Source organism: Microbacterium proteolyticum (assembly GCF_030818075.1).
GTDB classification, from domain to species: domain Bacteria; phylum Actinomycetota; class Actinomycetes; order Actinomycetales; family Microbacteriaceae; genus Microbacterium; species Microbacterium proteolyticum_A.
In genome coordinates this window covers 2,498,312-2,518,236 of record NZ_JAUSZZ010000001.1, presented here as the reverse complement: position 1 = coordinate 2,518,236, position 19,925 = coordinate 2,498,312, and the positions used below count along the sequence as shown (strand labels likewise).

At 70.1% G+C, this 19,925-nt stretch carries 18 protein-coding genes; 11 read left to right on the top strand and 7 right to left on the bottom strand.

The window, feature by feature from the left end; genetic code table 11:
- Window positions 1-18: 18 nt before the first annotated feature.
- Window positions 19-1,392, bottom strand: a complete 1,374-nt coding sequence (lpdA, locus tag QE392_RS11615; RefSeq protein WP_307451840.1) for a dihydrolipoyl dehydrogenase — start codon at window positions 1,390-1,392, stop codon at window positions 19-21.
- The gene (locus QE392_RS11610) at window positions 1,389-2,855 is read right to left on the bottom strand and encodes a leucyl aminopeptidase (RefSeq protein WP_307451839.1); all 1,467 of its coding nucleotides are present in this window, start codon (window positions 2,853-2,855) and stop codon (window positions 1,389-1,391) included. The genes lpdA and QE392_RS11610 overlap by 4 nt, the downstream gene beginning before the upstream one ends.
- An 85-nt stretch (window positions 2,856-2,940) precedes the next feature.
- Here QE392_RS11610 and QE392_RS11605 point away from each other — a divergent pair, with 85 nt between their 5' ends.
- The 3 genes from QE392_RS11605 to QE392_RS11595 all read left to right on the top strand — a co-directional run bounded on the left by QE392_RS11605 (window position 2,941) and on the right by QE392_RS11595 (window position 6,160).
- On the top strand, window positions 2,941-3,867 hold the full coding sequence (locus tag QE392_RS11605; RefSeq protein WP_307451837.1) for a proteasome assembly chaperone family protein: 927 nt from the start codon (window positions 2,941-2,943) through the stop codon (window positions 3,865-3,867).
- Between the two features lie 272 nt (window positions 3,868-4,139).
- A complete protein-coding gene (locus QE392_RS11600; RefSeq protein WP_307451835.1) occupies window positions 4,140-5,465 on the top strand; it encodes an RNA polymerase sigma factor in 1,326 nt (441 codons plus the stop codon).
- A complete protein-coding gene (locus QE392_RS11595) occupies window positions 5,462-6,160 on the top strand; it encodes a coenzyme F420-0:L-glutamate ligase (protein ID WP_307451833.1) in 699 nt (232 codons plus the stop codon). The genes QE392_RS11600 and QE392_RS11595 overlap by 4 nt, the downstream gene beginning before the upstream one ends.
- 712 nt (window positions 6,161-6,872) lie before the next feature.
- Here the strand turns inward: QE392_RS11595 and QE392_RS11590 are convergent.
- Window positions 6,873-7,895, bottom strand: coding sequence for a sugar-transfer associated ATP-grasp domain-containing protein (locus tag QE392_RS11590; RefSeq protein WP_307451831.1), 1,023 nt, complete (start codon window positions 7,893-7,895; stop codon window positions 6,873-6,875).
- Between the two features lie 45 nt (window positions 7,896-7,940).
- Between QE392_RS11590 and QE392_RS11585 the strand changes: the two genes are divergently transcribed.
- Together QE392_RS11585 and QE392_RS11580 are read left to right on the top strand one after the other, a co-directional pair.
- Window positions 7,941-8,576, top strand: coding sequence for an alanine racemase C-terminal domain-containing protein (locus QE392_RS11585; protein ID WP_307451828.1), 636 nt, complete (start codon window positions 7,941-7,943; stop codon window positions 8,574-8,576).
- On the top strand, window positions 8,573-9,604 hold the full coding sequence (locus QE392_RS11580) for an alanine racemase (RefSeq protein ID WP_307451826.1): 1,032 nt from the start codon (window positions 8,573-8,575) through the stop codon (window positions 9,602-9,604). Before QE392_RS11585 ends, QE392_RS11580 begins: the two co-directional genes overlap by 4 nt.
- Before the next feature lie 64 nt (window positions 9,605-9,668).
- Here the strand turns inward: QE392_RS11580 and QE392_RS11575 are convergent, their stop codons facing one another.
- Window positions 9,669-9,887 carry a DUF7455 domain-containing protein gene (locus tag QE392_RS11575; RefSeq protein WP_307451824.1) on the bottom strand — a complete coding sequence of 73 codons (219 nt, stop codon included), beginning with the start codon at window positions 9,885-9,887 and terminating at the stop codon, window positions 9,669-9,671.
- 165 nt (window positions 9,888-10,052) lie between these two features.
- Between QE392_RS11575 and QE392_RS11570 the strand changes: the two genes are divergently transcribed.
- Complete coding sequence (locus QE392_RS11570) at window positions 10,053-12,122, top strand: DNA gyrase/topoisomerase IV subunit B (protein ID WP_307451821.1); 2,070 nt, start codon at window positions 10,053-10,055, stop codon at window positions 12,120-12,122.
- Window positions 12,123-12,292: 170 nt separating this feature from the next.
- Here the strand turns inward: QE392_RS11570 and QE392_RS11565 are convergent, their stop codons facing one another.
- Window positions 12,293-14,746 carry a DNA gyrase/topoisomerase IV subunit A gene (locus QE392_RS11565; protein WP_307451819.1) on the bottom strand — a complete coding sequence of 818 codons (2,454 nt, stop codon included), beginning with the start codon at window positions 14,744-14,746 and terminating at the stop codon, window positions 12,293-12,295.
- 126 nt (window positions 14,747-14,872) lie between these two features.
- On the opposite strand from QE392_RS11565, the gene QE392_RS11560 reads away from it, so the two are divergent.
- A complete protein-coding gene (locus QE392_RS11560; RefSeq protein ID WP_307451816.1) occupies window positions 14,873-15,937 on the top strand; it encodes an alkaline phosphatase family protein in 1,065 nt (354 codons plus the stop codon).
- 133 nt (window positions 15,938-16,070) lie between these two features.
- Here the strand turns inward: QE392_RS11560 and sepH are convergent, their stop codons facing one another.
- Window positions 16,071-17,096 carry a septation protein SepH gene (gene sepH, locus QE392_RS11555; RefSeq protein ID WP_307451814.1) on the bottom strand — a complete coding sequence of 342 codons (1,026 nt, stop codon included), beginning with the start codon at window positions 17,094-17,096 and terminating at the stop codon, window positions 16,071-16,073.
- Window positions 17,097-17,318: 222 nt separating this feature from the next.
- Between sepH and QE392_RS11550 the strand changes: the two genes are divergently transcribed.
- Window positions 17,319-17,612 (top strand): DUF4193 domain-containing protein, encoded by a 294-nt coding sequence (locus tag QE392_RS11550; RefSeq protein WP_055837222.1) that lies wholly within the window; start codon window positions 17,319-17,321, stop codon window positions 17,610-17,612.
- On the opposite strand, the gene QE392_RS11545 is transcribed toward QE392_RS11550, so the two are convergent.
- Window positions 17,587-18,078: a DUF3093 domain-containing protein gene (locus QE392_RS11545; protein WP_307451812.1), complete on the bottom strand. Its 492-nt coding sequence runs from the start codon at window positions 18,076-18,078 to the stop codon at window positions 17,587-17,589. The genes QE392_RS11550 and QE392_RS11545 overlap by 26 nt on opposite strands.
- 12 nt (window positions 18,079-18,090) lie before the next feature.
- On the opposite strand from QE392_RS11545, the gene dut reads away from it, so the two are divergent.
- Genes dut through QE392_RS11530 form a run of 3 tightly spaced genes read left to right on the top strand, consistent with a single transcriptional unit; the run spans window position 18,091 to window position 19,921 of the window.
- On the top strand, window positions 18,091-18,546 hold the full coding sequence (gene dut / locus QE392_RS11540) for a dUTP diphosphatase (RefSeq protein WP_307451810.1): 456 nt from the start codon (window positions 18,091-18,093) through the stop codon (window positions 18,544-18,546).
- Complete coding sequence (locus tag QE392_RS11535; protein WP_307451808.1) at window positions 18,543-19,169, top strand: DUF3710 domain-containing protein; 627 nt, start codon at window positions 18,543-18,545, stop codon at window positions 19,167-19,169. Before dut ends, QE392_RS11535 begins: the two co-directional genes overlap by 4 nt.
- On the top strand, window positions 19,166-19,921 hold the full coding sequence (locus QE392_RS11530; protein WP_307451805.1) for a DUF3159 domain-containing protein: 756 nt from the start codon (window positions 19,166-19,168) through the stop codon (window positions 19,919-19,921). The genes QE392_RS11535 and QE392_RS11530 overlap by 4 nt, the downstream gene beginning before the upstream one ends.
- The last annotated feature ends 4 nt before the right edge of the window (window positions 19,922-19,925 follow it).

Genomic DNA, 19,925 nt, shown 5'->3' with positions numbered 1-19,925 from the left:
CTTAGTGACCGGTTGTGGTCAGAGTGCGTGCAGGGGCTTGCCGGCGAGGGCGAGGAATGCCTCGCCGAGCGCTTCGCTCTGGGTCGGGTGGGCGTGGACGAACGGCGCGATGTCTTCGGGGTGCGCTTCCCAGCCCACCGCGAGCTGCGCTTCCGAGATGAGTTCGCCCACTCGGTCGCCCACGAGATGGGCGCCGACGACCGGCCCGTCGACGCGACGGACGATCTTGACGATGCCCGACGTGCCGATGATCTCGCTGCGGCCATTACCGGCCAGGTTGTACTCGTACGCCTTCACGGCCTCGGATCCATAACGATCCTGCGCCTGCGCTTCGGTGAGCCCCACGGAAGCCACTTCCGGGTGCGAGTAGGCGACGCGCGGGACGTCCACGTCGGGTACGAGCACGGGCGACAGACCCGCGATCTCTTCGGCGACGAAGATGCCCTGTTGGAACCCGCGGTGAGCCAGCTGCAGGCCGGGCACGATGTCACCCACGGCCCAGACGTGCGCGGCGGCGGTGCGCAGGCGCTCGTCGGTCTGCACGAACCCGCGGTCGAGCACGACCCCCGCCTCCTCGTACCCGAGGCCCGCCGTGGCGGGTCCGCGTCCGACGGCGACCAGGACGTAGTCGGCCGAGAGCTCCGAACCGTCGTCGAGCGTGATGGTCACGGCATCCGGCGTCTGCGTGAGAGACGCGAAACGACGACCGAGCTGAAACGCGATCCCGCGCTTGCGGAACGCCCGCTCCAGCGCCTTGCTGGAGGACACGTCCTCGGCGGGCAGCAGATGCGGGAGTGCCTCGACGATCGTGACGTCGACGCCGAACGAACGCCAGACGCTGGCGAACTCGACGCCGATGACTCCGCCGCCCAACACGACGACCCGCTCGGGGATGACGTCGAGATCGAGAGCCTGTTCGCTCGTGAGGACGCGACCGCCGATCTCGAGGCCCGGGAGGCTCCGGCTGTACGAGCCGGTGGCGAGGATGACGTCGGATCCGCGGTAGACGTCGTCGCCGACGCGCACGGCAGGGCCGGCTTCGAGCGTGCCCTCGCCGGAGACGACGCGAATGCCGCGCGCGGAGACCAGGCCCTCGAGGCCCTTGAACTTCTTGGCGACGATGCCGTCGCGGTACGCACGGACGCGGACCGGGTCGATCCCGGCGAGGGTGACGTCGACGCCGATGTCGGCGGCGCCACGGGCGGCGTCCGCCACCTCCCCCGCGTGCAGCAGAGCCTTGGTCGGGATGCAGCCGCGGTGCAGGCACGTGCCGCCGAGCTTGTCCTTCTCGACGAGGACGACGTCCTTCCCGAGCTCGGCGAGTCGAAGCGCCGCCGCATACCCGCCGCTTCCGCCGCCCAGGACGACGACGTCGGCGGAGTGCTCGGTCATCGTGCGCTCTCCGCGGTGAGCAGCTCGATCAGCGTCCGGACGGTCGCGCCCGTCACCCCCTTGTCGGTGTACCCGAAGGGGGCCGACTTGTTCATGCCGACGCCGGCGATGTCCAGGTGCACCCATGGGATGCGGGCCGCGTCGGCGTCTTCGGACACGCGACCGACGAAGTGACGCAGGAAGAGGGCGGCGAACAGCGATCCGCCGGCGGGGTCGCCGATCTTCGCGTTCTGCAGGTCGGCGATGGGGGAGTCGAGGTCGTCGACCATGTGGTCGGGCAGCGGCAGCTGCCACGCGAGCTCGGCGGCACGGCCGGCCGCGGCCAGGTACGAGGCCACCGCGTCGTCGTCTCCCATGACGCCGGTGTGGCGGGTGCCGAGGGCGACCGTGATGGCCCCGGTCAGCGTCGCCACGTCGACGATGAGATCGGGCTTCTCGCGGCTGGCGGCGGCCAGACCGTCGGCGAGGACGAGACGACCCTCGGCGTCGGTGTTGAGAACCTCGACCGTCGTGCCGTCCAACGTACGCAGCACGTCGCCGGGACGCGTCGCGCGGCCCGACGGCATGTTGTCGGCGATGCACAGCCACGCGCTCAGCTGCACCGGCAGCTGCATCTCGGCAGCAGCCTTGAAGACGGCGAGCACCGTCGCCGCGCCGCACATGTCGTACTTCATCCCGACCATGGATGCCGCGGGCTTGAGCGAGAGACCGCCGGTGTCGAACGTGATGCCCTTGCCGACGAGCGCGACGCGACGCGACGCCCCCTCGGGGGAGTAGTCCAGTCGCACCAGACGCGGCGGACGATCCGAACCCTGCCCCACGCCCAGGATGCCGCCGTACCCGCCGTCGCGCAGGGCGACCTCGTCGAGCACCTCCACCTCGACCGGCAGACCGTCGACGGCCGCGACGGCGGCCTCGGCGAAGTCGGCCGGCCCCAGCCACTCGGCGGGGGTGGTCACGAGATCCTTCACCAGCGCCACGGCGCCGGAGATGGCGGCAACGGCCGCCTCGTCGCTCGCGGACGGTGCCGCCGAGGCACTGACGCTCACGCGCGATGCCCGCGGCTTCGGCGACTTCTTCTTGTAATCGGCGAAGCGGTAACCGCCGAGAGCCGCTCCCTCGGCGAGGGGGCGCCACGGCGCGTCGACGAGGGCCTGGACGGCGACGTGCGCGAAACCCGTGAGCTGTCGCAGTCCCACGCCGGCGGCATCCCGCAGGGCGGCGTCGCCCGGGTCGGTGCCCGCGCCCGCGACAGCGAGCGGCGTCTGCACGCCGGGAACATGCACGCGCTGGAACGAACCGGTCGCTCCCGTGAAGCCGACCGCCGTGAGCGCGGCACCGAGGCCGTCCCATCCGTCGGGGTCGGGTGCCCCCTCCGAGGGGGTCGGGACGATCAGGAGGATCGCGTCGGCGTCGGACTCGCGTACGGGGGCGTCGGTGTACGCCACGGAGGGGAAGGGCATGGCATCCATCCTAGGTTCGGGTGTGTTCGCTAGCAGCGGGACGCACCGCGGCCGAGCCATCCGGGAGCGCTCGTAGAGTGGTGCTATGCCCGCATACGCACCGCTGTACGACCGTGCCCCCGCGGCGCCGCCCGTGCCGTCGGGCCTGCCGCTCGTGATCGCCCTCACCGGATTCACCGACGCCGGTGGCGCGGTGACGCGTCTGGTCGAGTACTTCCGCAACGATCTCGACCCCAACCCGCTCGTCGTCTTCGACAACGACGTCCTGCTCGATTACCGCGCACGGCGCCCGCTCATCACGTTCGTCGAAGATCACCTGACCGACTACCGTCCGGCTCGCCTGGAGCTCTCGCTCGCCCACGACTCGCTCGGACACGCGTTCCTCCTCCTGGCGGGGTACGAGCCCGACTTCCTTTGGGAAGCCTTCGCCGAGTCGGTCCTGGAACTCGCCGCGGGGCTCCAGGTCGCCTCGGTGACCTGGGTGCATGCGATTCCCATGCCGGTGCCGCACACCCGGCCGATCGGCACCACGGTCAGCGGAACCCGCCCCGATCTCGCCGAGGCTCACTCCGTCTGGCGTCCGCATACCCAGGTGCCCTCCACCGCCGGGCACCTGTTGGAATACCGCTTCGCGGAAGCCGGCGCCAAGGTCGCCGGTTTCGCGCTGCTCGTTCCCCACTATCTGGGGGACACGGAGTATCCGGCGGCCGCCCTGGCCGCCCTCGACAGCCTCACCGTCGCCACCGGCCTGGTGTTCTCGGGTGAAGTGCTGCGCGATGAGAACCGTGAGTTCCTCACCAAGGTCACCGAGCAGGTCGAGGCGAGCGACGAGCTCACGCGCATGCTCGAGAACCTGGAAGAGCGCTACGACGCCTATATGGCGGGCTCGACGCAGGCGACGCCGATCATCCACACGGGCGATCTGCCGAGCGCCGATGAGCTCGCCGCTGAACTGGAGCGCTTCCTCGCGACTCGACCCGGCGACGACGACCGTCGCGGCAAGCTCGGCTGAGCCTCTCGCCTCGACCCCGCGGTCGCCCCGACATCTTCGGATGCCAGGTCCCCGGCATCCGGGAATGCATGGATGCCGCAGAGCGTTGTCTACGCATACATCCCTGGTCCGCGTCAAGTGCCGGTCCGAGGATGTGAGACAATGAAGAACCTGACCCGTTGTCAACCGGACCAGGAGCCCCCGCTCCTCGGCTCGGGACTTGACAAGGGTCTTACTAGTGTCCGAGAACGACCGGCGGCCGTGCAACGTACGTTCCCGGTGAAAGGCGAAACGTGGCAGGCACGACAACCAAGACCCGCTCCCGGAGTGCGAAGGACACCGAGCTCGAGGACTCCGAGGAGACCGTGACGGCGTCGACGAAGACGACTGCGAAGAAGGCTCCGGCCAAGAAGGCCCCCGCCAAGGCGAAGGCCGCGCCTGCCAAGGCGAAGACCAAGGCCGCCGACGACGACCTCGAAGATGACGAGGAGGTCGACGAAGAGGGCGACGTCGACCTCGAGGCCGATGACAACGACGACGTCGAAGACAGCGACGACGCCGGCAAGACCGACGCGAAGAAGTCCGACGACGACGAAGACGAAGACGCTCCTGCCAAGCCCGCCGAGGCGTTGCCGCAGGGCGCGATCGTCATCTCCTCCAGCGACGAGGACGACGTCCCGGTCTACTCGGCGCAGATCACCGGCGCCACCGCCGACCCGGTCAAGGACTACCTCAAGCAGATCGGTAAAGTCCCGCTGCTGAACGCGGCCGAAGAGGTCGAGCTCGCCATGCGTATCGAGGCGGGCCTGTTCGCCGAAGAGAAGCTGTCGAACATGTCGGCGGCGGAGAAGACGAGCCAGCTCGGTCTCGACCTGCAGTGGGTCGCCCGTGACGGTCAGCGCGCCAAGAGCCACCTGCTGGGTGCCAACCTCCGTCTCGTCGTCTCGCTCGCCAAGCGCTACACGGGCCGCGGCATGCAGTTCTTGGATCTGATCCAGGAGGGCAACCTGGGCCTCATCCGCGCCGTGGAGAAGTTCGACTACACCAAGGGCTTCAAGTTCTCGACCTACGCCACCTGGTGGATCCGTCAGGCCATCACGCGCGCCATGGCCGACCAGGCCCGCACCATCCGCATCCCCGTGCACATGGTCGAGGTCATCAACAAGCTCGCGCGCGTGCAGCGCCAGATGCTGCAGGACCTCGGTCGCGAACCCACCCCGGAAGAGCTCAGCCGTGAGCTCGACATGACCCCCGAGAAGGTCATCGAGGTGCAGAAGTACGGGCGCGAGCCCATCTCGCTGCACACGCCTCTCGGTGAGGACGGCGACAGCGAGTTCGGCGATCTCATCGAGGACACCGAGGCGGTCGTTCCGGCTGACGCCGTGGGCTTCACGATGCTGCAGCGTCAGCTCGAATCGCTCCTCGACTCGCTCAGCGAGCGCGAGGCGGGCGTCATCCGCATGCGCTTCGGCCTCGGCGACGGTCAGCCCAAGACCCTCGACCAGATCGGCGACACGTTCGGCGTCACGCGCGAGCGCATCCGTCAGATCGAGTCGAAGACCATGGCGAAGCTGCGTCACCCCAGCCGCTCGCAGTCGCTCCGGGACTACCTCGAATGAGCGGCGAGGCCAACGCCGGCAAGGCGCTCACCCGTACCGTCGAGGGCACCTCGTACGCCCGTATCCCGATCCGCACGCGGGTCGTCATGCCGGGCGACGACCTCGACGCGTTCATCCTCGAATACGCGAAGGATGCCGTGCAGCCGGGCGACCTGCTGTTCGTCACCGAGAAGATCGTCGCGATCACGCAGGGCCGCTCGTACAAGCTCGACGCGATCAAGCCCCGCAAGCTCGCGCTGTTCCTGTCGAAGTACGTCACGCGTACGCCGTACGGCATCGGTCTCGGCATGCCCGAGACGATGGAGATGGCGCTGCGCGAGTGCGGAACGCCCCGCATCCTCGTCGCGGCGGCCGTCTCGGCCGTGACGAAGAGCTTCGGCCGCAAGGGCGACTTCTACCGCATCGCCGGAGACAAGGCCCGCGCGATCGACGGCCCGACCAGCGGCACCATCCCGCCCTACAACCAGGCCGTCGTGCTCGGTCCGGAGCGTCCGCGCGAGGTGGCTGCCCGCCTGAAGTCGCTGCTCGGCGGCGATCTGCAGGTGGCCGTGGTCGACATCAACGACCTGGGCGGCAACATCCTCGGCTCGACGCTCGACAAGGCCGGCGAGAAGCGTCTCGTTGCGATCCTGAAGGACAACCCGCTGGGCCAGGGCCACGAGTCCACGCCGCTCGGAATCGTCCGTCACAACTGACAGCCCTCGTGAAAGGCCCGTCCCGTTCGCGGGGCGGGGCCTTTCCGCTGTCCCCACGCCGCGCCGCGCCGCAAGATTCTCCCCACGCGGACCGCCCCCGGGCCCTGACGTGCGCCCTATGCCCGCCACACCCGCCGCACGGCGTACATTCCACGCAAGTCACCGGGAACCCCGAGCCCACACCCCACCGGGAACCCCCGAGCCCACACCGCACGTGACGTGCGCCATATGCCCGCCACACCCGCCGCCCGGCGTACATTCCACGCAAGTCACCGGGGACCCCGAACCCACACCCCACCGGGAACCCCCGAGCCCACACCCCACGTGACGTGCGCCATATGCCCGCCACACCCGCCCCGCGGCGTACATTCCACGCAAGTCACCGGCGACCCTGGACCGACACCACACGTGACTTGCGCCATATGCCCGCCAGACCCGCCGCACGGCGTACATTCCACGCAAGTCACCAGGAACCCCGAACCCACACCAGGCCGGGAACCCCCGAGCCCACACCACACGTGACTTGCGCCATATGCCCGGCCCGCCCGCCCCGCGGCGTACATCTCGCGCAAGTCAGCGAGGCACGGCGGCCGAGTCAGCGAGGCACGGCGGCAAGTCAGCGAGGCACGGCGGCCGAGTCAGCGAGGGATGGCTCCGAGGCGCGCGCGAAGAAGGCCCGCCCCGTACAGGGGCGGGCCTTCTCACGGAGACTTCAGAAGCCGATGGCTGCCCGGTAGCGGGGCTTGTGACCGGTGCGGATGCCGGTGACGCTCGGCTTGTTCTCGTACACGCCCGCGCCCCAGTTGCCCTCGACGAGCACGGGGCCGTCCGGGCCGACGACGATGTCCCAGCCGACGTACTGCACCTGCGGCACGACGCGCGCGACCTGATCGACGAACGCCTTGACCTCGTCGATCATCGGCAGCTGGAAGTCGGCGATGCGCACCCCCGAATCGGGGTGCAGCTCGTGCACGTGCCCGTGCGAGTCGTAGCCGGCGCCGACGGCGTGGCCGTTCTCGTCGAGCATCGTGTAGAAGCCGCCGAAGGTCATCTGGTCGCTGACCGCACCGCGGCCGAACTTCTGCGCCATCGCCAGGATGTGCGTCTTCTCACCGTCGAAGAAGGCTGTCACGCGCGTGGTGTTGACCGTGCCGGGGCAGACGGCGGCGAGGTCGTCGTGCTGGCGGATGACCTCCTCGACGAGGATCTCGCCGCGCTCCAGGAGTCCGCGGTGGAACTCGGTCCAGTCCTCGACCTCGGCCGCATGGTAGCGGTGTACACCGGTTCCAGCCTGGCCGACCGGCTCCTTGGTGACGATGGTGCCGAGGCGCTCGGTGAATGCGCGCAGATCGTCGGCATTGTCGGCATCCACCACCATCCAGTCTCGACGCAGGAAGTCGCTGAAACGGCGGTCGAAGGCCACCTTGTCCTGGAAGATGCCGCGGTAGTCGGGGTGGTCGTACTTCTGCGAGATCTGGTTCGACACGGGGTGCGTCATGTAGGTCGCACGTTCGGCCGGGGTCAGGATCGCGAAGTCGTAGTCGATGTAGTCCTGGAAACCCACGTTCTTCACGCCGGCCTGGAAGAGCATGTCGGCCACGACGAGCGGCATCGACTTGCCGTGCTGCGCCGAGGCCTCTTTGGCCCGCTCGATCACCGAGCCCACGTCGATGCGGCGGGCGCGGTCGGCGAGGTAGCGAAGGCGGGTGACGGGGGAGAAGCCCTGGCTTGGCATGCACGCTCCGGGGTCGGGGATGACGGACCCCGTTAGTCTAGATGGGTGACCTCCACGCTCCCCGCTCGCACGTCCGGGGCCGGGGGAGTGGCACCGCTGGCGCTGGTGTCCGAGACCGCGCTGCGACGCAATGCTCCGGGCGCGACAGGCGGCGTCGACGACGTTCTCGCCGCCGACGCCTGGGGCCACGGCGCTGCGTGGGTGGCATCCGTCCTCTCTGATCTCGAGATGGATGCCGCGGGCCTCGACGCAGCGCGCCTGTTCGGTCTGCCGGGATCCGGTGCAGAGCCGGTGCTGTCGCTGCGCGGCCGCGCCCTGGGCACCAAGCCGCTGCTGCGGGGCGAGGGCGTCTCGTACGGCTACACGCATCGGGCATCGCGCGACACGACGGTCGCGCTGGTGACGGGTGGCTACGCGCAAGGTGTCGTCCGCGCCCTCGGCAACGCCGCGACGGTCTCGGTGGACGGTCGCCGGCACCCCATCGTCGGCCGCGTGGCGATGGACGTCTGCGTCGTCGACGTCGGCGAGACCACCGTCGACCGCGGCACGGAGGTGGTCTTCTTCGGCGACCCGGCCCACGGGCACCCTTCGCTACACGAGTGGACGGATGCCACAGGCTGGAGCGCGGCCGAGATCATCGCCGTCGTGGGCGCACGTGCCGATCGCCGGGTGACCACGTGAGTGCGGTGTACCGCGTCGACCTCGAGGCCTTCGCCCGCAACCTCGTCCGCGTGCGCGAGGCCGTCGCGCCCGCCACGCACATGCTCGTCGTCAAGGACGACGCGTACGCCCACGGGCTCGAGGTACTGGTCCGCCGGGCCTGGGACGAGGGCGTGCGCTGGTTCGGAGCATTCGACGTCGTCACCGGCTCCGCCGTGCGCGCCGTCGTCGGGCCCGAGGCACGGATCTTCGTCTGGCTCCTCGGCGGAGCCGACGATCTGGCGGCCGGTGTCGCGGCCGACCTCGACCTCGGCATCGGCGACGAGGCGCTGCTCGACGATCTGGCGACGCTCCCGCCCGCCCCGGCCCGCGTCCACCTCAAGATCGACACGGGGCTGCATCGCAACGGCATCCGTCCCGAACGCTGGAACGCCGCCCTCGCCCGCACCGCGGGCCTCGTCGCCGAGGGGCGCGCAGTGCTCGAGGGGATCTGGTCGCACATCTCCGAAGCCTCGGATGCCGACGACGACGACGCCCGCGCTCTCTTCCTCGCTGCGCGCGACGCGGCCCGCGCGGCAGGCCTCACGCCCCGCTACTCGCACCTGGCCGCCAGCGCGGCCGGCTTCGCACGCGGTGAGTTCCGGGAGGACCTCGTGCGGGTGGGGGCGTTCTCGTACGGCATCCGTCCCGCCGGGGGCCCGGGCGAAGCGGATCTGGGTATCGAGCCGATCGCGGGCCTGGTCGCGTGCGTCGTCGCGGTCGATGCCGCCGGCGCGCACCTCGATGTCGGCGGGCTGCACGGCCTCCCGAGCGCGCTGAGCGGCCGCTTCGACGTCGCCACCCCGGGTGGTCCCCGCCGCGTCGAGGCGATCGGCGCCACCTCGACCGCCATCGCCCCGTGGGATGACGCCCGCGTCGGAGACGAGGTCGTCGTGTTCGGTCGGGGAGGCCTGCACAGCGCGACCGACCTGGCGGAACGGATCGACACGATCGGCGAGGAGATCGCGCTGCGCGTATCGCCCTCGCTCCCTCGCGAATACGTGCACTGAACACGGAACGGGCTCCGGTTCCGCTTCATCAAAAGCGGCCGGAGCCCGTTCGTGCGGAAAGATCTCAGTCGGCGGTGGTGAGACGCGCCGTCTCGTCGTGCCACGAGGTGGCGACGCTGCGGAGCTTCTCTTCGTACTTGCGGCCGTGGTGCGCGCAGAACAGCAGTTCGCTGCCGTTGACCTCGGCGGCGATGTAGGCCTGAGCGCCGCAGGAGTCGCAGCGATCCGCCGCCGTCAGGCGGTGGTCGAGGACAGACGCTTCGGGTGCAGTCGTGGTGGTCATCTCGGGTGCCCTCCTCAGGTGATCGTGGGCGAGTCTCCATATACAACCACGCGGATGTTTCCCCTATGCCGCAGCTTGATCACATTTCGCTGTGCGCGTACGGTGACCCGAGCACGCTGTGTGTCTGGCAGGCGATGTCGGCGGCCCCGATTACGCTGGGCAACCGTGACGTCCGAGTACTCCGCCCACCACCTGCAGGTCCTCGAGGGCCTCGAAGCCGTGCGCAAGCGCCCGGGGATGTACATCGGCTCCACCGACTCCCGCGGCCTCATGCACTGCCTCTGGGAGATCATCGACAACTCCGTCGACGAGGCTCTCGCCGGCCACGGCTCGCGCATCGACATCGTCTTGCACGCCGACGGCAGCGTCGAGGTGCGCGACCGTGCCCGCGGCATCCCGGTCGATGTGGAGCCCCGCACCGGTCTCACCGGTGTCGAGGTCGTCTTCACCAAGCTGCACGCCGGCGGCAAGTTCGGCGGCGGCTCGTACGCGGCATCCGGTGGTCTGCACGGCGTGGGCGCGTCGGTCGTGAACGCGCTGTCGGAGCGCCTCGACGTCGAGGTCGACCGCGGTGGCAAGACGTACGCCATGTCATTCCACCGCGGAGAGCCCGGAACCTTCGCGGGAGACGGCCCCGACTCGCCGTTCACACCGTTCGAACGCAGCAGCGAGCTGCGCGTGGTCGGCAAGGCACCGCGAGGGGTGACGGGGACGCGGATCCGCTACTGGGCCGACCGGCAGATCTTCACGAAGGATGCCGCCTTCGGCCACGACGAGCTCGTCCAGCGCGTGCGCCAGACGGCCTTCCTCGTGCCGGGGCTCGAGATCGTCGTGCTCGACGACCGCGCCGAGGAGCGCATCGAGACGAGCTACCGCTTCGACGGCGGGATCTCGGAGTTCGCCGACTTCCTCGCACCCGACGCCGCGATCACCGACACGTGGCGTCTCACCGGCACCGGCACCTTCAGCGAGACGGTGCCCGTTCTGCAGCCGGGCGGCTCCATGGTCCCCACCGAGGTGCAGCGGGAGTGCGAGGTCGACATCGCGGTGCGATGGGGCACCGGCTACGACACCACGTCGCGGTCCTTCGTCAACATCATCGCCACGCCCAAGGGCGGCACGCACCAGCAGGGCTTCGAGCAGGGCCTGATGAAGGTGCTGCGGGCCCAGGTCGAGCAGAACGCCCGCAAGCTCAAGGTCGGCAACGACAAGGTCGAGAAAGACGACCTGCTCGCGGGGCTCACCGCTGTGCTGACCGTGCGCCTCCCCGAACCGCAGTTCGAGGGTCAGACCAAAGAGGTGCTCGGCACTCCGGCCGTGCGCCAGATCGTGGCATCCGTCGTCCAGAAAGAACTCGCGGCGCGGTTCGCCTCCGTCAAGCGCGACGACAAGACGCAGACCGCCCTGCTGCTCGAGAAGATCGTGTCCGAGATGAAGGCACGGATCTCGGCGCGCACGCACAAAGAGACGCAGCGCCGGAAGAACGCGCTGGAATCGTCGTCGCTTCCGTCGAAGCTCGTCGACTGCCGCTCGAACGACGTCGAGAACTCCGAGCTGTTCATCGTCGAGGGGAACTCCGCGCTCGGCACCGCACGCGATGCCCGCAACAGCGAGTATCAGGCGCTGCTGCCCATCCGCGGCAAGATCCTCAACACGCAGAAGGCCTCGATCAGCGACATGCTCTCGAACGCCGAGTGCGCCTCGATCATCCAGGTGATCGGCGCCGGCTCCGGGCGCTCGTTCGACCTCAGCGCGGCCCGCTACGGCAAGATCATCCTGATGAGCGACGCCGACGTCGATGGAGCGCACATCCGCACGCTGCTCCTCACGCTGTTCTTCCGCTACATGCGTCCGCTCGTGGAAGCCGGACGGGTGTTCGCCGCGGTTCCCCCGTTGCACCGCGTGATCGTGATGAACCCGGGGTCGAAGCCGAACGAGACGATCTACACCTACAGCGAGCAGGAGCTCCACGCCCTCCTCGCCCGGCTGAAGAAGTCGAACAAGCGCTGGCAGGAACCCATTCAGCGGTACAAGGGCCTCGGAGAGATGGATGCCGACCAGCTCGCGACCACCACGATGGACCGCGCCGGCCGCACCCTTCGCCGGGTGCAGGTGGAACACATCGAGCGGGCAGCCGAGGTGTTCGACCTGTTGATGGGCAGCGAGGTCGCACCCCGGCGCGAGTTCATCATCGACTCGAGCGACCGGCTGGCCCGGGAGAGCATCGACGTCTGACCGTCGCCGCGGCACGGGATCGCTCCGCGTGCGCAACGGCAGAGGTCCCGCACGACACGCCGCGACGACACCGTCCCCACCGGCGCGTCCCCGGCAATCCCGCAGCCGGGCACGGGCAGCGCCGCGGCCAGGAAGGGGATCGCCCCTCCCGGACGTCTGCCGGCGCGTGCTCAGCGCACGACGGTGCCGATCCCACCGACGACCGCGTCGAGCGGTTGACCCGACGCGTCGCGCTTCGCGCCCGAGTCGGGCAGCGTCCGCACCGATCCGTCGCTGCCGACCGCGCGCGGCTCGGTGCCGACCCAGGCGAGCACGAGGGCGTCCTCACCGCGCAGCAGACGCTGCGCACGCACGCCGCCCGTGGCACGCCCCTTCGCCGGGAACTCGGTGAACGCCGAGACCTTCGCGCTCCCGGCATCCGTTCCGGCGAGAGCCGCCGACGAGCCGGCGATCGTCACCACCACCGCGTCGAACGCCGACGCACCGACGACCGCGAAGGCGATCACGCGCGCACCGTCCGACAACCGGATGCCGGCCATGCCTCCGGCCGAGCGTCCCTGCGGGCGGACCGACGAGGCGTCGAATCGCAGCAGTTGCGCGTCGCTGGCGACGAAGACGAGTTCGGCGTTGTCGCCGGCGGGCGCTGCGCCCACCACCCGGTCGCCGTCTCGAAGCGCGATGATCTCGATCTCGTCCTTGGTGCCCAGCTCGCTCGCGGCGACGCGCTTGACCACGCCTTGCTCCGTACCGAGGGCGATCGTGGGACCACCGACGAGCGGGACGAGGGCGACGATCTGTTCGCCCTTCCCGAGCGGGAGGTACTGCTCGACCTTCATCCCCGCGCCCATCTGAACCGAATTGGCGGGCACCGAGGGCAGATCGACGGGGGAGAACCGCACGAGGCGGCCGGCGGAGGTCACCGCGCCGATGTCGCCGCGCGTGGTCGTGTCGACCGACGAGAGGATCGCGTCGTGCTTCGACCTCCGCGTGGGCGCGACGACTCCGCCTCCCGGCGCATCGGTGACGAGTTCGGCGCGGACCATGCGTCCCGTCACCGAGAGGTACACGCGGCAGGGAGCGTCGGCGATCTGCAGGTCGGCGGCGGCCGCGGCCCGCGCCGATCGCGGCTGGACGGGCCCGCCGTTCAACAGCATGGTGCGCCGAGGAGTGCCGTACGCCTCCGCGGCGGCATCCAGTTCTCGCGCCACCTGCTGACGCAGCAGGGTCTCGCTGCCGAGCAGCTCGACGAGCTCGGCGATCTCGGCGTTCAACTGGTCGCGCTCGGCCTCGAGCTCGATCCGCGAGAACTTCGTCAGGCGCCGCAGCCGCAGCTCGAGGATGTACTCGGCCTGCGCATGCGACAGATCGAAGACCTCCTGCAGGCGCGTGCGTGCGGCCTCGCCGTCGTCGGAGGAGCGGATGACCTGGATGACCTCGTCGATGTCGAGGATCGCAATGAGCAGGCCCTCGACGAGGTGGAGGCGCTCGCGCTTGCGCGCCAGGCGGTACTGGCTGCGGCGGGTGACCACGCGGATGCGGTGGTCGAGGTACACGCGGAGCAGGTCTTTCAGCCCCAGCGTCTGCGGCTGTCCGTCGACGAGCGCGACGTTGTTGATGCCGAACGAGTCTTCGAGCGGCGTCAGCCGGTACAGGTGCTCGAGCACGGCCTTGGGGTCGAAGCCCGTCTTGATGCCGATGACCAGCCGCAGACCGTGGTGACGGTCCGAGAGGTCGGTGACGTCGGCGATCCCCGTGAGCTTCTTCGCCTGCACGGCGTCTTTGATCTTCTCGATCACCCGCTCCGCGCCGACGAGATACGGCAGCTCGGTGATGACGATGCCGGTGCGCCGCGGACCGAGGGATTCGATCGACGCTTTCGCGCGCGTGCGGAACGTCCCGCGCCCGTTCGTGTAAGCGTCCTTGATGCCGTCGAGGCCGACGATGATGCCCCCCGTGGGCAGGTCGGGTCCGGGGACGAACTCCATGAGCTCCTCCACCGTGGCATCCGGATGCTGGAGCAGGTGCGTCGCCGCCGCGACGACCTCGACGAGGTTGTGCGGAGCCATGTTGGTCGCCATACCGACCGCGATGCCCGTCGCGCCGTTCACCAGCAGATTCGGGAAGGCCGCGGGCAGCACCTCGGGCTGCTGGAACTGGCCGTCGTAGTTGGGGATGAAGTCGACGACGTCCTCGTCGAGCGTCTCCGTCAGCGCGAGCGCGGGGGGCGCGAGGCGCGCTTCGGTGTATCGCGAGGCGGCGGGCCCATCGTCGAGCGAGCCGAAGTTGCCGTGGCCGTCGACCAGCGGCACACGCAGCGTGAAGTGCTGCGCGAGTCGCACGAGAGCGTCGTAGATGGGTGCGTCGCCGTGCGGGTGGAGCTTTCCCATCACCTCGCCGACGACGCGCGCGCTCTTGACGTGCCCTCGATCGGGACGCAGCCCCATCTCGGCCATCTGGTAGAGGATGCGGCGCTGCACGGGCTTGAGCCCGTCGCGGGCGTCGGGCAGGGCACGCGAATAGATGACCGAGTAGGCGTACTCGAGGAACGACCCCTGCATCTCCGTCGAGACGTCGACGTCTTCGATGCGCTCGGTCACGGGAGAGGAAGAACGGGAATCGGGCATGAATGGCGGCCTCGGGTCGGGCGGGCGTCCGGCGCGGACGGGGGTCGGGAGCCGTATGGAAGACTTGCTCCGATGTCACTCAGCCTACCGGCGGACCCGCCGCGCTCTCGGAGCCTCACCGAGGTCATGACGCAGTCGCTCGCTGCGCTGGACGGCACCTCCGACTGGTTCGCCCCCGCCCGCAGCGTCATCGTGTTCCTCGTGGACGGCCTCGGTGCGCACAACCTGGCCGCCCGCCGTGGGCACGCGCGGTTCCTCGCGGCGGCCGGCGGTCGCCGCGACGTCGCACGGACGGTGTTCCCCTCGACCACCGCGGCGGCCCTGACGAGCCTGCTGACCGGCGTCGGCCCGGGCAGCCACGGCATCGTCGGGTATCGCACGCGCATCCCCGGCACCCTGATCGCGTCGAACCAGCTGCACGGATGGGAGACCGACGGCCTCGACCCGCTGTCGTGGCAGCGTCGCGAGCCGCTCTTCGCCTCGCGCGTCGGCCGCGCCTTCGTGGTCTCCAAGCCGAGCTACACCGGTAGCGGGTTCACGGAAGCGACGCTGCGGGGAGCGGCGTTCTTCCCGTCCGACGACCTCGACGAGCGGGTGCGACTCGCCGCGGACCTCGCCGCACGGCATCCGGGGTCCGTCACCTACCTCTACGCTCCCGAACTCGACACCGCGGGCCATCGCGACGGCTGGGAGTCCGACCGGTGGACCGATGCCCTCGAGCGGATCGACACCGCCGCGCGACGGCTCGCCGAGACCGTCGATTCGCGCACGGGCGTGCTCGTCACGGCCGACCACGGCATGGTGGACGTCCCGGCGCGCAGACACGTCCTGCTCCGCGAGGGCGACCCGCTGCTCGAGGGAGTCGACCTCATCGGCGGAGAACCCCGCATGCTCCACCTGTACGCCGGTGAAGAGCGGGCGGATGCCGTGGCCGCCGCCTGGAAGGAGCACGAGGCCGCGCGAGCCTGGGTCCTCACGCGTGACGAGGCGATCGAGGCGGGGCTCTTCGGTCCGGTGGACGACGACGTGCGCCCGCGCATCGGCGACGTCCTGGTCGCACCCCGGGGCCGCTTCGCGTACTACGACGACCGCGAGACCGACAAGCGCCCGCAGAGGATGGTGGGGCAGCACGGCTCCCTGACCGACGAGGAGCGCACGGTTCCGCTCCTGCGCCTGGGCGCGTTCGCCTGAGACCAGCGGTCGTACCGCGCCGTCGGCATCCGTCCATCCGCGGGGCGACCGCCAATCCGGGATGCCGAACCCCACGCACGACGCTTCGCACGACGGCCCGCCGGCGGGCGCGGCAGGCGGTCCGCCGGCGCGGTCAGCTCTCGTCGGAACGGGCGCCGAAGACGATCTCGTCCCACGACGGCATCGACGGCCGCCCCTTGGCCCGACGGGCCGTGTCCGCCTGCGGACGCTCCGGCTCCGGCGTCGGAGCCTCGGGTTCGGCGGTGAACACCGGCTCGACCGCATCGAAGAGTGCGACCGGGGGACCGACCGGACGCGGCTCGGGCTCGACCTCGCCCGAGCCCGGCAGCGGCTCGCGCTGACCGCGCCGACGGCGCAGTGCCTCGAGCAGGTCGGCGGTCTCCGATGAGGTCACCGGGGCGTCGGGCGCGCGCTTGATCGCGGCAGCCTGGACAGCCGTGGCGACCGGTCCGGTGGCCTCCACGCCCGGCTCATCCTCGATGTCGAGACGTCGCGGACCGAACGATCCGCTGTCGAACCGGGACTCGTCCTTCTGCACGCTGTCCAACGCGCGCAGGCGCGGGATGAGCCCCTCGGGAAGCGAACCCTGCCGCGACAGCTGGATGGCGTCGGCGTTCTGGGGGGAGAGGGAGGCGCGGCGGGGATCGAATCCCCAGCGCGCGTCGTGGTCGATGCCGTTGGCGGTGAACTCGAGCTTGACCATCCAGCTCGTGCCCTCCTTCCAGCTCGTCCACCGCTCAGCGGAGGCGCCGGCCTCGGCGAGCTTGGCGCGGACGGCCGTCCCGAAGGTGACGGGGGCGTCGTGCTCCAGGGTGCCGCCCAGCAGCACCGGCACGGCGAGGGCCTGGCTGACGACGTGCTCGCGCTCGGCCAGCACGGGGCCCTCGAAACGCTCGATGTCCTCCACGCGGGCGTTCAGAAGCGTCGCCACCTCGCGCGCGGACATCCCGGCCCGGATGTGCGCCTGGATCTCGCGGGGGCTGGGACGCGGGGCGCGGTCGTCGTCGTCGCGGTCTCGGCGCGCGCGGCGCGCCTCGGCGCGCAGCACCTCGCCGAGCGGCAGAGCGAAGCGCTCGCCCGCCTGGGTCGCAACGACGAGGACGTCATCCTCGGTTCCGATGACTTTGAGCTGTTCCATGCGAAACACCCCTCCGATCTGCGGTCAGCGCCCATGCTGACATGCCCGCCCCGCCGTTCCCGGGAATATCGCGGGCGCGCCGCGAGTTTCACGCCTCGCGCGACACGCAGTCCCGGTCAAGAGCATTTGCTTATCGAAGACGTGTCATGCAAACTATCGCCGCCCGATCGGGCACCCGATGGGGCACAGCACCACGAAATCCGGAAGTAGAGACCTGCACGCATGGCAACCGATTACGACGCACCGCGCAAGACCGAGGACGACAGCGAGTCGATCGAGGCCCTCAAAGAGCGCGTGCCCGACAAGGCGTCGGGGTCGATCGACAACGAGGATGCCGACAACCCCTCGGGCTTCGAACTGCCCGGCGCCGACCTCTCCGACATCGAGCTCGATGTCGTCGTCCTCCCCGCCCAGGAGGACGAGTTCACCTGCATGAACTGCTTCCTGGTGAAGCACCGCTCCCAGATCGCGGAGGAGAGCGGCCCCGGCTTCATCTGCCTGGAGTGCGCAGCCTGACCTGAGCGCGCTGGATCGCCGCCACGAGGCGATCCGGCGTGCGGGTGGACACCACCCATGACGGCGTCGGATCGTCGGGATCGGTCACGGGAACCGTGACGATGCCGTCGATCCCGCCACGGATCACATGCCACGCCCGGTGGTCGAGACCACTCCCACGGGCCGTGCGGGCCTCCTCGGCCACCAGGCCGACGGGGTCGCCCAGCAGATCGACCGGGATGTGCGCCCGACCGGCGCGCAGCTCCGCGTCACGCACCTCCACGACCGGCGAGAACACCAGAAGTGCCGCCACGATCGCGACCGAGACGACCAGCCCGACGAACAGGGCGAGCGTCGTGTCCAGCGGAGAGAAGACGACGGCGGCCATCGGCCCGCACACGGCGGCAGCGACGAGCGCCCACAGAGACGGACTCAATCGCTCGCGATACTCGGTTGCGGTGCGGATGCCGCACCCCCTCTTCTGCATTACCCTCGTGGGGTGACCGAAACGGTGGACGTCCTCATTGTCGCATCCGAGCTCCCGGTCTTCGCCCACCCCGGTGACGCCGGAGCCGACTTGACCGCCGCCGAGAACGTTCGGCTGGAGCCCGGGCGCCGCGCGCTCGTCTCCACCGGGGTGCGCATCGCGCTCCCCGAGGGGTTCGCCGCCTTCGTGGTTCCGCGCAGCGGCCTCGCTGCGAAGCACGGCATCACGATCGTCAACTCCCCGGGGACGATCGACGCCGGGTACCGCGGCGAGATCAAGGTCGCCCTGCTGAACACAGACCTCGACGAGGCATATGACATCGCGGTCGGAGACCGCATCGCCCAGCTCATCGTGATGCCCGTCCCTTCCGTGCGCTTCGTCCCCGTCGACGAACTCCCCGAGAGCGTGCGCGGCCAGGGCGGCTTCGGATCGAGCGGATATCAGAGCCTGCAAGGGAGCACCCGATGACCGACCCCCAGCCCACTCCCGACGATCTCGAGCCCGTCGCCGACACGACACCGCCCGCCAAGAGCGCGCCGCTCGACCGTGAGAGCACCGGCCCCTTCGACGAGGCCGAGGCAAATCCGGTGCGGCCCTACATCGACCTGGGCGGCATCAAGATCCTGCCGCGCGAGGGTCTGAACCTGCGCCTCGAGGTCGAGGAGCAGACCAAGCGCATCGTGGCCGTGGGCCTCGACTACGCCGACTCCACGTTGCAGGTGCAGCCCTTCGCCGCGCCGCGCTCGAGCGGCCTGTGGGAGGAGACGCGCGAACAGATCCGCCAGCAGGTGAAGCAGCAGGGCGGTCGCGTCGAGGAGCGCCAGGGACCGCTCGGCCCCGAGTTGCTCGCCGAGGTGCCGGTCATGGCCGGCACCGACAACTCGTCGAAGCGTCTGGCGCGGTTCGTGGGCGTCGACGGTCCGCGATGGTTCCTGCGGGGCGTCGTCGGGGGAGCGGCGACCAGCGACATCGAGGCTGCGGCGGCGGTCGAGGACCTCTTCCGCTCGATCGTCGTGGTGCGGGGCACCTCGCCGATGCCCCCGCGCGACCTCATCCCGCTCCGGATGCCGACGACCCCCGGCTCCGCATGAGCGACGACGCGACCAGGCCGGCGTCCGACGGCGACCGGGTGCCGCTCGAGCCGCCGTCCGCGGCCGACAGTGTCGGTGCGGCCCTCGGCAATGCCGCACGACGCGCGGGTCTCGACCCCGCGAAGCACGGTTCCACGGGTGCCGCCGTGTGGTCGGCGATGGGGGGAGTGCGCGGCATCCTCGAATCGGTGCTGCCGTCGCTGGCGTTCGTCGTGCTGTTCACCCTCACGATCGACCCCGAGACGCGCCAGGGCAACCTCTGGCTGAGTCTCGGAGTGTCGGTCGGGCTCGCGGTCGTGTTCACTCTCGCGCGCCTGATCGCGAAGTCGCCGCCGAGCGCCGCGATCGGCGGCCTGCTCGCCACCGCCGGTGCCGCCGTGCTGGCGCTGGTGACCGGGCGCGGGCAGGACAACTTCGTCTTCGGCTTCTTCACCAACGGCGCCTACGGCACCGCGTTCCTGGTGTCGGCGCTGATCGGCTGGCCTCTCATCGGACTGGCCGCGGGATACCTGCTCGGCGAGGGCACGCGCTGGCGTGCGGACCGCCGCAAGCGTCTGGCCTACACGTGGCTGTCGCTGGCGTGGGCGGCGTTGTTCGCGGCGCGCTTGGCCGTCCAGCTGCCGCTGTACTTCGCGGGAGACGTGACCGCTCTCGGCACGCTCAAGATCGTCATGGGGCTCCCGCTCTTCGCCCCCATGTTGGCCGTCACGTGGCTCGTGGTGCGTTCCCTCTCCCCGCGCCGCGAGTCCTGATATT